Origin of the sequence: Shigella flexneri 2a str. 301 (assembly GCF_000006925.2) — a bacterium.
Taxonomy (GTDB): Bacteria; Pseudomonadota; Gammaproteobacteria; order Enterobacterales; family Enterobacteriaceae; genus ECMA0423.
Map to the genome: position 1 here is coordinate 3,740,274 of NC_004337.2, position 13,528 is coordinate 3,753,801.

Annotated in this window: 12 protein-coding genes and 1 other annotated feature; of the genes, 9 read left to right on the forward strand and 3 right to left on the reverse strand. The window is 50.5% G+C overall.

Going from position 1 to position 13,528, the window contains the following annotated elements; translation table 11 throughout:
* Positions 1-43 precede the first annotated feature (43 nt).
* Positions 44-1,192 carry a mannitol-1-phosphate 5-dehydrogenase gene (gene mtlD, locus SF3634; RefSeq protein NP_709374.2) on the forward strand — a complete coding sequence of 383 codons (1,149 nt, stop codon included), beginning with the start codon at positions 44-46 and terminating at the stop codon, positions 1,190-1,192.
* Complete coding sequence (mtlR, locus tag SF3635; RefSeq protein NP_709375.1) at positions 1,192-1,779, forward strand: mannitol repressor protein; 588 nt, start codon at positions 1,192-1,194, stop codon at positions 1,777-1,779. Before mtlD ends, mtlR begins: the two co-directional genes overlap by 1 nt.
* 11 nt (positions 1,780-1,790) lie before the next feature.
* Here mtlR and SF3635a read toward each other — a convergent pair whose 3' ends face one another.
* Entirely contained in the window at positions 1,791-2,000 is a 210-nt protein-coding gene (locus SF3635a; protein ID YP_008439291.1) for a hypothetical protein, read from the reverse strand.
* A 283-nt stretch (positions 2,001-2,283) separates the two neighbouring features.
* Between SF3635a and yibL the strand changes: the two genes are divergently transcribed.
* Complete coding sequence (gene yibL, locus SF3636) at positions 2,284-2,646, forward strand: hypothetical protein (RefSeq protein NP_709376.1); 363 nt, start codon at positions 2,284-2,286, stop codon at positions 2,644-2,646.
* A 103-nt stretch (positions 2,647-2,749) separates the two neighbouring features.
* Positions 2,750-3,517, reverse strand: a mobile genetic element.
* On the opposite strand, the gene insB is transcribed toward yibL, so the two are convergent.
* Entirely contained in the window at positions 2,765-3,160 is a 396-nt protein-coding gene (insB, locus tag SF3637; RefSeq protein ID NP_709377.1) for an insertion element IS1 protein InsB, read from the reverse strand. (Overlaps the previous feature by 396 nt.)
* The gene (gene insA / locus SF3638; RefSeq protein NP_709378.1) at positions 3,187-3,462 is read right to left on the reverse strand and encodes an insertion element IS1 protein InsA; all 276 of its coding nucleotides are present in this window, start codon (positions 3,460-3,462) and stop codon (positions 3,187-3,189) included. It lies within the feature at positions 2,750-3,517.
* A gap of 583 nt (positions 3,518-4,100) precedes the next feature.
* Here insA and SF3639 point away from each other — a divergent pair.
* The 6 genes from SF3639 to lldD all read left to right on the forward strand — a co-directional run bounded on the left by SF3639 (position 4,101) and on the right by lldD (position 13,341).
* Positions 4,101-4,649, forward strand: a complete 549-nt coding sequence (locus SF3639) for a hypothetical protein (RefSeq protein NP_709379.1) — start codon at positions 4,101-4,103, stop codon at positions 4,647-4,649.
* 43 nt (positions 4,650-4,692) lie between these two features.
* A complete protein-coding gene (locus tag SF3640) occupies positions 4,693-5,841 on the forward strand; it encodes a hypothetical protein (protein NP_709380.1) in 1,149 nt (382 codons plus the stop codon).
* 541 nt (positions 5,842-6,382) lie between these two features.
* Entirely contained in the window at positions 6,383-9,355 is a 2,973-nt protein-coding gene (locus SF3641; protein NP_709381.1) for a hypothetical protein, read from the forward strand.
* A gap of 367 nt (positions 9,356-9,722) precedes the next feature.
* Positions 9,723-11,378 (forward strand): L-lactate permease, encoded by a 1,656-nt coding sequence (lldP, locus tag SF3642; protein ID NP_709382.2) that lies wholly within the window; start codon positions 9,723-9,725, stop codon positions 11,376-11,378.
* Positions 11,378-12,154, forward strand: coding sequence for a DNA-binding transcriptional repressor LldR (gene lldR, locus SF3643; RefSeq protein NP_709383.2), 777 nt, complete (start codon positions 11,378-11,380; stop codon positions 12,152-12,154). Before lldP ends, lldR begins: the two co-directional genes overlap by 1 nt.
* Positions 12,151-13,341: an L-lactate dehydrogenase gene (gene lldD, locus SF3644; RefSeq protein ID NP_709384.1), complete on the forward strand. Its 1,191-nt coding sequence runs from the start codon at positions 12,151-12,153 to the stop codon at positions 13,339-13,341. The genes lldR and lldD overlap by 4 nt, the downstream gene beginning before the upstream one ends.
* Positions 13,342-13,528 lie beyond the last annotated feature (187 nt).

Below are 13,528 nucleotides of genomic sequence, written 5' to 3' on the forward strand. Positions count from 1 at the left end.
ACCCCAGCCCTCTCGGGTAAAAACATTGATGAAGGTTAATACTATGAAAGCATTACATTTTGGCGCAGGTAATATCGGTCGTGGCTTTATCGGTAAACTGCTGGCAGACGCGGGTATCCAACTGACGTTTGCCGATGTCAATCAGGTGGTACTTGATGCCCTGAATGCCCGTCATAGCTATCAGGTTCATGTGGTCGGTGAAACCGAGCAGGTAGATACCGTTTCCGGCGTCAATGCTGTCAGCAGCATTGGTGATGATGTCGTTGATCTGATTGCTCAGGTCGATTTAGTCACTACCGCCGTTGGCCCGGTTGTGCTGGAACGTATTGCTCCGGCTATCGCCAAAGGGCTGGTGAAACGCAAAGAACAAGGTAATGAATCCCCGCTGAACATCATCGCCTGTGAAAACATGGTACGCGGCACCACGCAGCTGAAAGGTCATGTGATGAACGCCCTGCCGGAAGACGCCAAAGCGTGGGTAGAAGAGCACGTTGGCTTTGTCGATTCCGCCGTTGACCGCATCGTACCGCCTTCGGCTTCGGCAACTAACGATCCGCTGGAAGTGACGGTAGAAACTTTCAGCGAATGGATTGTCGATAAAACGCAGTTCAAAGGCGCACTGCCGAACATCCCAGGCATGGAGTTAACCGACAACCTGATGGCATTTGTCGAACGTAAACTCTTCACCCTGAACACGGGTCATGCTATAACCGCGTACCTCGGAAAACTGGCCGGTCATCAGACCATTCGTGACGCTATTCTCGACGAGAAAATCCGCGCGGTGGTAAAAGGTGCGATGGAAGAAAGTGGTGCGGTACTGATCAAGCGCTACGGCTTTGACGCAGACAAACATGCGGCGTACATCCAGAAAATCCTCGGTCGTTTTGAGAACCCGTATCTGAAAGATGATGTAGAGCGCGTAGGCCGTCAGCCGCTGCGTAAACTGAGTGCTGGCGACCGTCTGATCAAGCCACTGCTCGGTACGCTGGAATACAGCCTTCCGCACAAGAATCTGATTCAGGGGATTGCTGGTGCAATGCACTTCCGCAGTGAAGATGATCCGCAGGCTCAGGAACTGGCAGCACTGATCGCTGACAAAGGTCCGCAGGCGGCGCTGGCACAGATTTCCGGTCTTGATGCCAACAGCGAGGTTGTATCCGAGGCGGTAACCGCTTATAAAGCAATGCAATAATGGTGGACCAGGCGCAGGACACCCTGCGCCCGAATAACAGATTGTCAGATATGCAGGCAACAATGGAACAAACCCAGGCCGTTGAAAACCGTGTGCTTGAGCGTCTGAATGCTGGCAAAACCGTGCGAAGCTTTCTGATCACCGCCGTCGAGCTTTTGACCGAGGCGGTAAATCTTCTGGTGCTTCAGGTATTCCGCAAAGACGATTACGCGGTGAAGTATGCTGTAGAACCGTTACTCGACGGCGACGGTCCGCTGGGCGATCTTTCTGTGCGTTTAAAACTCATTTACGGGTTGGGCGTCATTAACCGCCAGGAATACGAAGATGCGGAACTGCTGATGGCATTGCGTGAAGAGCTAAATCACGACGGCAACGAGTACGCCTTTACCGACGACGAAATCCTTGGACCCTTTGGTGAACTGCACTGCGTGGCGGCGTTACCACCGCCGCCACAGTTTGAACCAGCAGACTCCAGTTTGTATGCAATGCAAATTCAGCGCTATCAACAGGCTGTGCGATCAACAATGGTCCTTTCACTGACTGAGCTGATTTCCAAAATCAGCTTAAAAAAAGCCTTTCAAAAGTAAGCAACGTCTGCTTACTGCCCCTCTACCTGCTTCGGCCGATAAAGCCGACGATAATACTCCAGACGTTGTAGATATAACGGCACGCTTTCATCGGGTATTCCGGACGGAATCGCGTTACGGGGAGGAAGTTTTTTCAGATACTCCCGGAACGCCTGGCTTGATGCCATGAAATCTACGGCTTTATCGATAAGAAGCGGAACGTTTTCACCTAATTTGCCCATGATGATATCTCCGTATTACCCCGCGCCGGGAATGCGCGGCCGCCAATTTTAGTTTAGGTTCCCGGTAAAGATGACATTAAGGAAAACGTGCTGAATCCTCAATAATCATCCGCTGCTGTTTATTATCTTTTTCTATAGATTTCTTAATTAATCAACGAATTGCGTAGTTTTTGAGCATGTTAATGATTACGTTGCAGAACTATTACAATGTCATCAGTTGTGAACAAAGCACCTGGTCGCGCATACTAGGGGCTATAAATTTATCTTTATCAGAAGCCATCACATGAAAGAAGTCGAAAAAAACGAAATCAAGCGTCTCAGCGATCGCCTGGACGCCATCCGCCACCAGCAGGCCGATCTGTCGCTGGTTGAAGCCGCAGACAAATATGCCGAGCTGGAAAAAGAGAAAGCCACGCTGGAAGCAGAAATTGCTCGCCTGCGTGAGGTTCATAGCCAAAAACTGAGTAAAGAAGCACAGAAGCTGATGAAGATGCCGTTCCAGCGCGCAATTACCAAAAAAGAGCAGGCTGATATGGGCAAGCTGAAGAAAAGTGTTCGCGGACTGGTGGTTGTGCACCCAATGACCGCGCTGGGGCGCGAAATGGGCCTGGAAGAGATGACTGGATTTTCTAAGACTACGTTTTAAGCCCCTCAGACGACTGGTTCGATCGTATCAACCCGCATCTGGCTTGCCTTAGCTGGTCAATGCGGGGACTCTCCTGTCTACTCGCCTAATTACCAAACAATTCGGTAATGACTCCAACTTACTGATAGTGTTTTATGTTCAGATAATGCCCGATGACCTTGTCATGCAGCTCCACCGATTTTGAGAACGACAGTGACTTCCGTCCCAGCCTTGCCAGATGTTGTCTCAGATTCAGATTATGTCGCTCAATGCGCTGAGTGTAACGCTTGCTGATAACGTGCAGCTTTCCCTTCAGGCGTGATTCATACAGCGGCCAGCCATCCGTCATCCATACCACGACCTCAAAGGCCGACAGCAGGCTCAGAAGACGCTCCAGTGTGGCCAGAGTGCGTTCACCGAAGACGTGCGCCACAACCGTCCTCCGTATCCTGTCATACGCGTAAAACAGCCAGCGCTGACGTGATTTAGCACCGACGTAGCCCCAATGTTCGTCCATTTCAGCGCAGACAATCACATCACTGCCCGGTTGTATGCGCGAGGTTACCGACTGCGGCCTGAGTTTTTTAAGTGACGTAAAACCGTGTTGAGGCCAACGCCCATAATGCGTGCACTGGCGCGACATCCGACGCCATTCATGGCCATATCAATGATTTTCTGGTGCGTACCGGGCTGAGAGGCGGTGTAAGTGAACTGTAGTTGCCATGTTTTACGGCAATGAGAGCAGAGATAGCGCTGATGTCCGGCAGTGCTTTTGCCGTTACGCACCACGCCTTCAGTAGCGGAGCAGGAAGGACATCTGATGGAAATGGAAGCCACGCAAGCACCTTAAAATCACCATCATACACTAAATCAGTAAGTTGGCAGCATTACCAACAATTCACTCCCTTTACTTCGATTTACCGCTGGTTGATATTCTGAAAATGCATTTTTACCGAAATAGCCATCTATAAACAATAAAAATATATAGAAGATATCATTTGTTAATTAACAAGCATTTACGTCTCTTTTTTTCGGATTTAATTGTGAAATTTTAATCATCATATTCACAAAATCAATTATCTGTGAAATTTTTCCCAGACATGGTTTCTTTCATATTTGACATTTATTAATAATCATCATTAGAATCCACGAAAAATAATATATTCATACAAACACAGACATCTTTTGAAACGAATGATACATTTTTATGATGAATGCTTAAAACAATATTTAATCGACACACATCACTGTCATTAATGTAAAGCAACATAGCTCACCAATAATACAATGGACAACTCTACCGGCATTGAGCGCTGGTCGGAGGAAATAAGGATTTTTACATGAACTTGAAGAAGATTTTTTTCAGTGCTGTCACTGTTTCAGTTCTCTGCGCATTAACGGGATGTGACTACATTGAAGAAGGCAAGCCATAAAGTAGTTTACTGAAACAACAAGAAGAACATAATAATAAAATTGTGCTACTTGAAAAACAACAAGCACAGCTAAAGAGTCAACTCGAAACTATTCAAAAACAACAAACTGGCATAATAAACAGTACAAAGACTTTAACTCACGTAATTAAATCCGTTAAAGACCAACAAAATACTTTTATTTTTACCGAGTTTAACCCAGCAAAAACGAAGTATTTCATCCTGAACAACGGTTCGGTGGCTTTAGCGGGTCGAGTGTTATCCATTGACGCCACAGAGAATGGTAGTGTTATTCATATCTCACTGGTCAACTTATTAAGTACACCTATCTCAAACATTGGTTTTAATGCGACATGGGGTGGTGAAAAACCTGTCGATGCCAAAGAGTTTGCCCGGTGGCAACAATTACTTTTCAACACATCAATGAAATCCACATTGAAATTATTACCAGGTCAATGGCAAGACATTAATTTGACCCTGAAGGGTGTATCGCCCAATAACCTGGGATATCTGAAGTTAGCCATCAACATGGAAAATATTCAGTTCGACAATCTTCCCTCTGCTGAAAATCGGCAGAAAAGAAGCAAAAAATAAATGCAGTTAGTACGCTTATAACAAGGAATAGCGAGCATCATTAATGAACAAAATATTTAAAGTTATCTGGAACCCTGCGACAGGGAATTATACTGTTACCAGCGAAACGGCAAAAAGCCGTGGCAAGAAATCTGGGCGCAGTAAGCTGTTAATTTCTGCGCTGGTTGCGGGTGGAATGTTGTCGTCGTTTGGGGCATTGGCGAATGCCGGGAATGACAACGGTCAGGGTGTTGATTACGGTAGTGGATCAGCTGGCGACGGCTGGGTTGCTATAGGCAAAGGGGCGAAAGCAAATACTTTTATGAACACCAGTGGTTCCAGTACTGCTGTGGGTTATGACGCTATAGCTGAAGGCCAATATAGCTCTGCCATCGGGTCAAAAACCCATGCGATTGGTGGTGCATCAATGGCCTTTGGGGTTAGTGCAATATCAGAAGGCGATAGAAGTATAGCACTGGGTGCCTCTTCGTATTCATTGGGCCAATACTCAATGGCCCTCGGCCGTTATTCAAAAGCATTGGGTAAATTGTCTATTGCTATGGGGGACTCTTCCAAAGCGGAAGGAGCAAACGCCATTGCCCTGGGGCGTAGCAGTGTAGCTAGCGGTACTGACAGCCTCGCATTTGGCAGACAATCACTTGCCAGCGCAGCGAACGCTATTGCGATAGGTGCTGAGACCGAAGCCGCTGAAAATGCAACTGCTATTGGCAATAATGCGAAGGCAAAAGGGACTAATAGCATGGCAATGGGGTTCGGAAGCCTTGCCGATAAAGTCAATACTATCGCATTAGGAAATGGCAGCCAGGCTCTGGCAGATAATGCAATCGCCATAGGCCAGGGCAACAAAGCTGATGGCGTGGATGCCATCGCTCTGGGTAATGGTAGCCAGTCGAGAGGCTTAAACACCATTGCCTTAGGCACAGCCAGTAATGCAACTGGTGATAAGAGTCTTGCGCTTGGTAGTAATAGCAGTGCCAACGGTATTAACTCTGTCGCGCTGGGCGCAGATTCCATTGCGGATTTAGACAATACCGTCTCTGTCGGCAATAGTTCATTAAAACGCAAGATCGTTAATGTGAAAAATGGCGCGATCAAGTCTGACAGTTACGATGCCATTAATGGTTCACAGCTTTATGCCATTAGCGACTCGGTAGCAAAAAAGGCTTGGAGGAGGGGCTGCAGTAGATGTTGATGACGGTACTGTTACAGCACCAACCTACAATTTAAAAAATGGTAGCAAAAATAACGTAGGGGCTGCGCTCGCTGTACTTGATGAAAACACCCTGCAATGGGACCAAACCAAAGGCAAATACAGCGCTGCTCATGGTACTAGTAGCCCAACTGCCAGCGTAATCACCGATGTTGCGGATGGCACGATTTCAGCCTCCAGTAAGGATGCGGTTAACGGTTCCCAACTGAAAGCTACCAATGACGATGTCGAAGCCAACACCACCAATATCACCAACCTGACGGATTCCGTTGGTGACCTTCAGGCTGATGCCCTGCTCTGGAACGAAACTAAAAAGGCATTCAGTGCAGCTCACGGCCAGGATACCACCAGCAAAATCACCAACGTTAAAGATGCCGACCTGACGGCTGACAGCACTGATGCTGTTAACGGCTCTCAGCTGAAAACCACCAACGATGCTGTGGCGACGAATACCACCAATATCGCCAATAACACTTCCAATATTGCCACTAACACCACCAACATCTCTAACCTGACTGAGACGGTGACTAATCTTGGTGAGGATGCGCTGAAATGGGATAAGGACAATGGTGTATTCACGGCAGCTCATGGCACCGAGACCACCAGCAAAATAACCAACGTTAAAGATGGCGACCTGACGACTGGCAGCACCGATGCCGTTAACGGCTCTCAGCTGAAAACCACCAACGATGCCGTGGCGACGAATACCACCAATATCGCCACTAACACCACCAACATCTCTAATCTGACTGAGACGGTGACTAATCTTGGTGAGGATGCGCTGAAATGGGATAAGGACAATGGTGTCTTCACTGCAGCTCATGGCAACAATACCGCCAGCAAAATCACCAATATCCTGGACGGCACAGTCACTGCAACCAGTTCCGATGCCATTAACGGTAGCCAGCTTTATGACTTAAGCAGCAATATCGCCACCTACTTCGGCGGCAATGCTTCTGTGAATACTGACGGTGTGTTTACCGGTCCAACCTACAAAATCGGTGAAACAAATTATTATAACGTCGGCGATGCACTGGCTGCGATTAACTCCTCATTTAGCACGTCTCTCGGCGATGCTCTGCTTTGGGATGCCACCGCAGGTAAATTCAGTGCCAAACACGGTACTAATGGTGACGCAAGCGTGATCACTGATGTCGCAGATGGTGAAATTTCAGACTCCAGTTCTGACGCAGTAAACGGCTCACAACTCCACGGCGTGAGCAGTTATGTTGTTGATGCGCTGGGGGGTGGTGCCGAAGTCAATGCAGACGGCACCATCACTGCGCCGACGTACACCATTGCTAATGCTGATTACGATAATGTCGGTGATGCCCTGAATGCTATCGATACCACTCCTGACGACGCTCTGCTCTGGGATGCGGACGCCGGTGAAAATGGTGCATTTAGCGCCGCTCACGGAAAAGATAAAACTGCCAGTGTAATCACTAACGTCGCTAACGGTGCAATCTCTGCTGCCAGCAGCGACGCGATTAACGGCTCACAACTCTATACCACCAATAAGTACATCGCTGATGCGCTGGGTGGTGACGCAGAAGTCAACGCTGACGGCACCATCACCGCACCGACTTACACCATTGCGAACGCCGAGTACAACAACGTCGGTGACGCCCTGGATGCGCTTGATGATAACGCCCTGCTGTGGGATAAGACTGCCAATGGCGGTGCTGGAGCCTACAATGCCAGCCATGACGGTAAAGCCAGCATCATCACTAATGTCGCTAATGGCAGTATTAGTGAGGACAGTACCGATGCAGTGAACGGTTCTCAGTTGAATGCGACGAATATGATGATTGAGCAGAACACCCAAATTATCAATCAGCTCGCTGGTAACACCGACGCAACCTATATCGAAGAAAATGGCGCTGGTATCAACTACGTTCGTACTAACGACAACGATTTAGCCTTTAACGATGCAAGCGCCTCTGGTGTCGGCGCTACAGCTGTAGGTTATAACGCTGTCGCGTCTGGTGCCAGCAGCGTAGCCATTGGTCAGAACAGCAGCAGCACCGTTGATACCGGTATTGCGCTGGGTAGCAGCTCCGTTTCCAGCCGTGTGATTGCCAAAGGTTCTCGTGACACTAGCGTAACGGAAAATGGCGTGGTGATTGGTTATGACACCACTGACGGCGAACTGCTAGGTGCATTGTCAATTGGTGATGACGGTAAATACCGCCAAATCATCAACGTAGCTGATGGTTCAGAAGCCCATGACGCCGTTACGGTTCGCCAGTTGCAGAACGCTATTGGAGCGGTCGCCACTACGCCAACCAAGTACTTTCACGCCAACTCAACGGCAGAAGACTCACTGGCCGTTGGTGAAGACTCGCTGGCAATGGGTGCGAAAACTGTCGTTAATGGTAATGCAGGTATTGGTATCGGTTTGAACACTCTGGTTCTGGCTGATGCGATCAACGGCATTGCTATCGGCAGTAACGCACGCGCAAACCATGCAAACAGTATCGCAATGGGTAACGGTTCTCAGACCACCCGTGGTGCACAGACTGGCTACACCGCCTACAACATGGACGCACCGCAGAACTCTGTAGGTGAGTTTTCTGTCGGTAGTGAAGACGGTCAACGTCAGATCACAAACGTCGCAGCTGGTTCAGCGGATACCGATGCGGTTAACGTGGGTCAGTTGAAAGTCACTGATGAGCGCGTAGCGCAAAATACCCAGAGCATTACTAACCTGAACAATCAGGTCACTAATCTGGATACTCGCGTTACTAATATCGAAAACGGTATTGGCGACATTGTCACCACCGGTAGCACCAAGTACTTCAAGACCAACACCGATGGCGTAGATGCCAACGCCCAGGGTAAAGATAGCGTTGCTATTGGTTCTGGTTCCATTGCTGCCGCTGACAACAGCGTCGCACTGGGTACCGGTTCCGTTGCAGAGGAAGAAAATACAATCTCTGTAGGTTCTTCTACTAACCAACGCCGGATCACCAACGTAGCTGCCAGTGTTAATGCCACCGATGCGGTTAACGTGTCGCAGCTGAAATCTTCTGAAGCAGGCGGAGTGCGCTACGACACCAAAGCTGATGGTTCTATCGACTATAGCAATATCACCCTCGGTGGTGGCAACGGCAGTACGACTCGTATCAGCAACGTCTCCGCTGGCGTCAACAACAACGACGCGGTGAACTACGCGCAGTTGAAGCAAAGCGCGCAGGAAACGAAGCAATACACCGATCAGCGGATGGTTGAGATGGATAACAAACTGTCTAAAACTGAAAGCAAGTTGAGCGGTGGTATCGCTTCTGCAATGGCAATGACCGGTCTGCCGCAGGCTTATACACCGGGTGCCAGCATGGCTTCTATTGGTGGCGGTACTTACAACGGTGAATCGGCAGTTGCTTTAGGTGTATCGATGGTGAGCGCCAATGGTCGTTGGGTCTACAAATTACAAGGTAGTACCAATAGCCAGGGTGAATACTCCGCCGCACTCGGTGCCGGTATTCAGTGGTAATGATCCATTAAGTTAGTGTGACTAAGGGCAAACGCCAAATTGCCTGATGCGTTACGCGCATCAGGCAAGATAAGGCGCTCCGGGTCAACAATCTAAGGGCAATTCTCTGATGAGGATTGCCCTTTTCTTTACCAGACATCTCCCCCCACAAGAATTGGCCCTACCAATTCTTCGCTTATCTGACCTCTGGTTCACAATTCCCCAATTAAAACTCACATCAATATTGCCAATACATAACATTTAGTTAACCATTCATTGTCATTATCCCTACACAACACAATTGGCAGTGCCACTTTTACACAACGTGTGACAAGGAGATGAGCAACAGACTCATTACACGATGTGCGTGGACTCTAGGAGACCTGCAATGAATCTCTGGCAACAAAACTACGATCCCGCCGGGAATATCTGGCTTTCCAGTCTGATAGCATCGCTTCCCATCCTGTTTTTCTTCTTTGCGCTGATTAAGCTCAAACTGAAAGGATACGTCGCCGCCTCATGGACGGTAGCAATCGCCCTTGCCGTGGCTTTGCTGTTCTATAAAATGCCGGTCGCTAACGCGCTGGCCTCGGTGGTTTATGGCTTCTTCTATGGTTTGTGGCCCATCGCGTGGATCATTATTGCAGCAGTGTTCGTCTATAAGATCTCGGTGAAAACCGGGCAGTTTGACATCATTCGCTCGTCTATTCTTTCGATAACCCCTGACCAGCGTCTGCAAATGCTGATCGTCGGTTTCTGTTTCGGCGCTTTCCTTGAAGGAGCCGCAGGCTTTGGCGCACCGGTAGCAATTACCGCCGCATTGCTGGTCGGCCTGGGTTTTAAACCGCTGTACGCCGCCGGACTGTGCCTGATTGTTAACACCGCGCCAGTGGCATTTGGCGCGATGGGCATTCCAATCCTGGTTGCCGGACAAGTAACAGGCATCGACAGCTTTGAGATTGGCCAGATGGTGGGGCGTCAGCTACCGTTTATGACCATTATCGTGCTGTTCTGGATCATGGCGATTATGGACGGCTGGCGCGGTATCAAAGAGACGTGGCCTGCGGTCGTGGTTGCAGGCGGCTCGTTTGCCATCGCTCAGTACCTTAGCTCTAACTTCATTGGGCCGGAGCTGCCGGACATTATCTCTTCGCTGGTATCACTGCTCTGCCTGACGCTGTTCCTCAAACGCTGGCAACCAGTTCGCGTATTCCGCTTCGGTGACTTGGGGGCGTCACAGGTTGATATGACGCTGGCCCACACCGGTTACACCGCGGGTCAGGTGTTACGTGCCTGGACACCGTTCCTGTTCCTGACCGCTACCGTAACACTGTGGAGCATCCCGCCGTTTAAAGCCCTGTTCGCATCGGGTGGTGCGCTGTATGAGTGGGTGATCAACATTCCGGTGCCGTACCTCAATAAACTGGTTGCCCGTATGCCACCAGTGGTCAGCGAGGCTACAGCCTATGCCGCCGTGTTTAAGTTTGACTGGTTCTCTGCCACCGGCACCGCCATTCTGTTTGCTGCACTGCTCTCGATTGTCTGGCTGAAGATGAAACCGTCTGACGCTATCAGCACCTTCGGCAGCACGCTGAAAGAACTGGCTCTACCCATCTACTCCATCGGCATGGTGCTGGCGTTCGCCTTTATCTCGAACTATTCCGGACTGTCATCAACACTGGCACTGGCACTGGCGCACACCGGTCATGCATTCACCTTCTTCTCGCCGTTCCTCGGCTGGCTGGGGGTATTCCTGACCGGGTCGGATACCTCATCTAACGCCCTGTTCGCCGCGCTGCAAGCCACCGCAGCACAACAAATTGGCGTCTCTGATCTGTTGCTGGTTGCCGCCAATACCACCGGTGGCGTCACCGGTAAGATGATCTCCCCGCAATCTATCGCTATCGCCTGTGCGGCGGTAGGCCTGGTGGGCAAAGAGTCTGATTTGTTCCGCTTTACTGTCAAACACAGCCTGATCTTCACCTGTATGGTGGGCGTGATCACCACGCTTCAGGCTTATGTCTTAACGTGGATGATTCCTTAATGATTGTTTTACCCAGACGCCTGTCAGACGAGGTTGCCGATCGTGTGCGGGCGCTGATTGATGAAAAAAACCTGGAAGCGGGCATGAAGTTGCCCGCTGAGCGCCAACTGGCGATGCAACTCGGCGTATCACGTAATTCACTACGCGAGGCGCTGGCAAAACTGGTGAGCGAAGGCGTGCTGCTCAGTCGACGCGGCGGCGGGACGTTTATTCGCTGGCGTCATGACACATGGTCGGAGCAAAACATCGTCCAGCCGCTAAAAACGCTGATGGCCGATGATCCGGATTACAGTTTCGATATTCTGGAAGCCCGCTACGCCATTGAAGCCAGCACCGCATGGCATGCGGCAATGCGCGCCACACCTGGCGACAAAGAAAAGATTCAGCTTTGCTTTGAAGCAACGCTAAGTGAAGACCCGGATATCGCCTCACAAGCGGACGTTCGTTTTCATCTGGCGATTGCCGAAGCCTCACATAACATCGTGCTGCTGCAAACCATGCGCGGTTTCTTCGATGTCCTGCAATCCTCAGTGAAGCATAGCCGTCAGCGGATGTATCTGGTGCCACCGGTTTTTTCACAACTGACCGAACAACATCAGGCTGTCATTGACGCCATTTTTGCTGGTGATGCCGACGGGGCGCGTAAAGCAATGATGGCGCACCTTAGTTTTGTTCACACCACCATGAAACGATTCGATGAAGATCAGGCTCGCCACGCACGGATTACCCGCCTGCCCGGTGAGCATAATGAGCATTCGAGGGAGAAAAACGCATGATTATTTCCGCAGCCAGCGATTATCGCGCCGCAGCGCAACGCATTCTGCCGCCGTTCCTGTTCCACTATATGGATGGTGGTGCATATTCTGAATACACGCTGCGCCGCAACGTGGAAGATTTGTCAGAAGTGGCACTGCGCCAGCGTATTCTGAAAAACATGTCCGACTTAAGCCTGGAAACGACGCTGTTTAATGAGAAATTGTCGATGCCGGTAGCACTGGCACCGGTGGGTTTGTGTGGCATGTATGCGCGTCGTGGCGAAGTTCAGGCAGCCAAAGCGGCGGACGCGCATGGCATTCCGTTTACTCTCTCGACGGTTTCCGTTTGCCCGATTGAAGAAGTCGCGCCAGCCATCAAGCGCCCAATGTGGTTCCAGCTTTATGTACTGCGCGATCGCGGCTTTATGCGTAACGCGCTGGAGCGAGCAAAAGCAGCGGGTTGTTCGACGCTGGTTTTCACCGTGGATATGCCGACACCGGGCGCACGCTACCGTGATGCGCATTCAGGTATGAGCGGCCCAAATGCGGCAATGCGCCGCTACTTGCAGGCGGTGACGCATCCGCAATGGGCGTGGGATGTGGGCCTGAACGGTCGTCCACATGATTTAGGTAATATCTCAGCTTATCTCGGCAAACCGACCGGACTGGAAGATTACATCGGCTGGCTGGGGAATAACTTCGATCCGTCCATCTCATGGAAAGACCTTGAGTGGATCCGCGATTTCTGGGATGGCCCGATGGTGATCAAAGGGATCCTCGATCCGGAAGATGCGCGCGATGCAGTACGTTTTGGTGCTGATGGAATTGTGGTTTCTAACCACGGTGGCCGCCAGCTGGACGGTGTACTCTCTTCCGCTCGTGCGTTGCCCGCTATTGCAGATGCGGTGAAAGGTGATATCGCCATTCTGGCGGATAGCGGAATTCGTAACGGGCTTGATGTCGTGCGTATGATTGCGCTCGGTGCCGACACCGTACTGCTGGGTCGTGCTTTCCTGTATGCGCTGGCAACAGCGGGCCAGGCGGGTGTAGCTAACCTGCTAAATCTGATCGAAAAAGAGATGAAAGTGGCGATGACGCTGACTGGCGCGAAATCGATCAGTGAAATTACGCAAGATTCGCTGGTGCAGGGGCTGGGTAAAGAGTTGCCTACGGCACTGGCTCCGATGGCGAAAGGGAATGCGGCATAGTCGTTTGCGCCCCCTCACCCTAACCCTCTCCCTCAGGGAGAGGGGACCGTTCGGCGCTGTATGTACTCCCTCACTCTGAAACGACACCGCACTCTTTTTTTCTCCCTCGCCCCTCCGGGGAGGGCCGGGGTGAGGGGAAAAGGCCGCACGGTTCACCAATTTTCTGCTATCCTGCCCCCGCACTAAG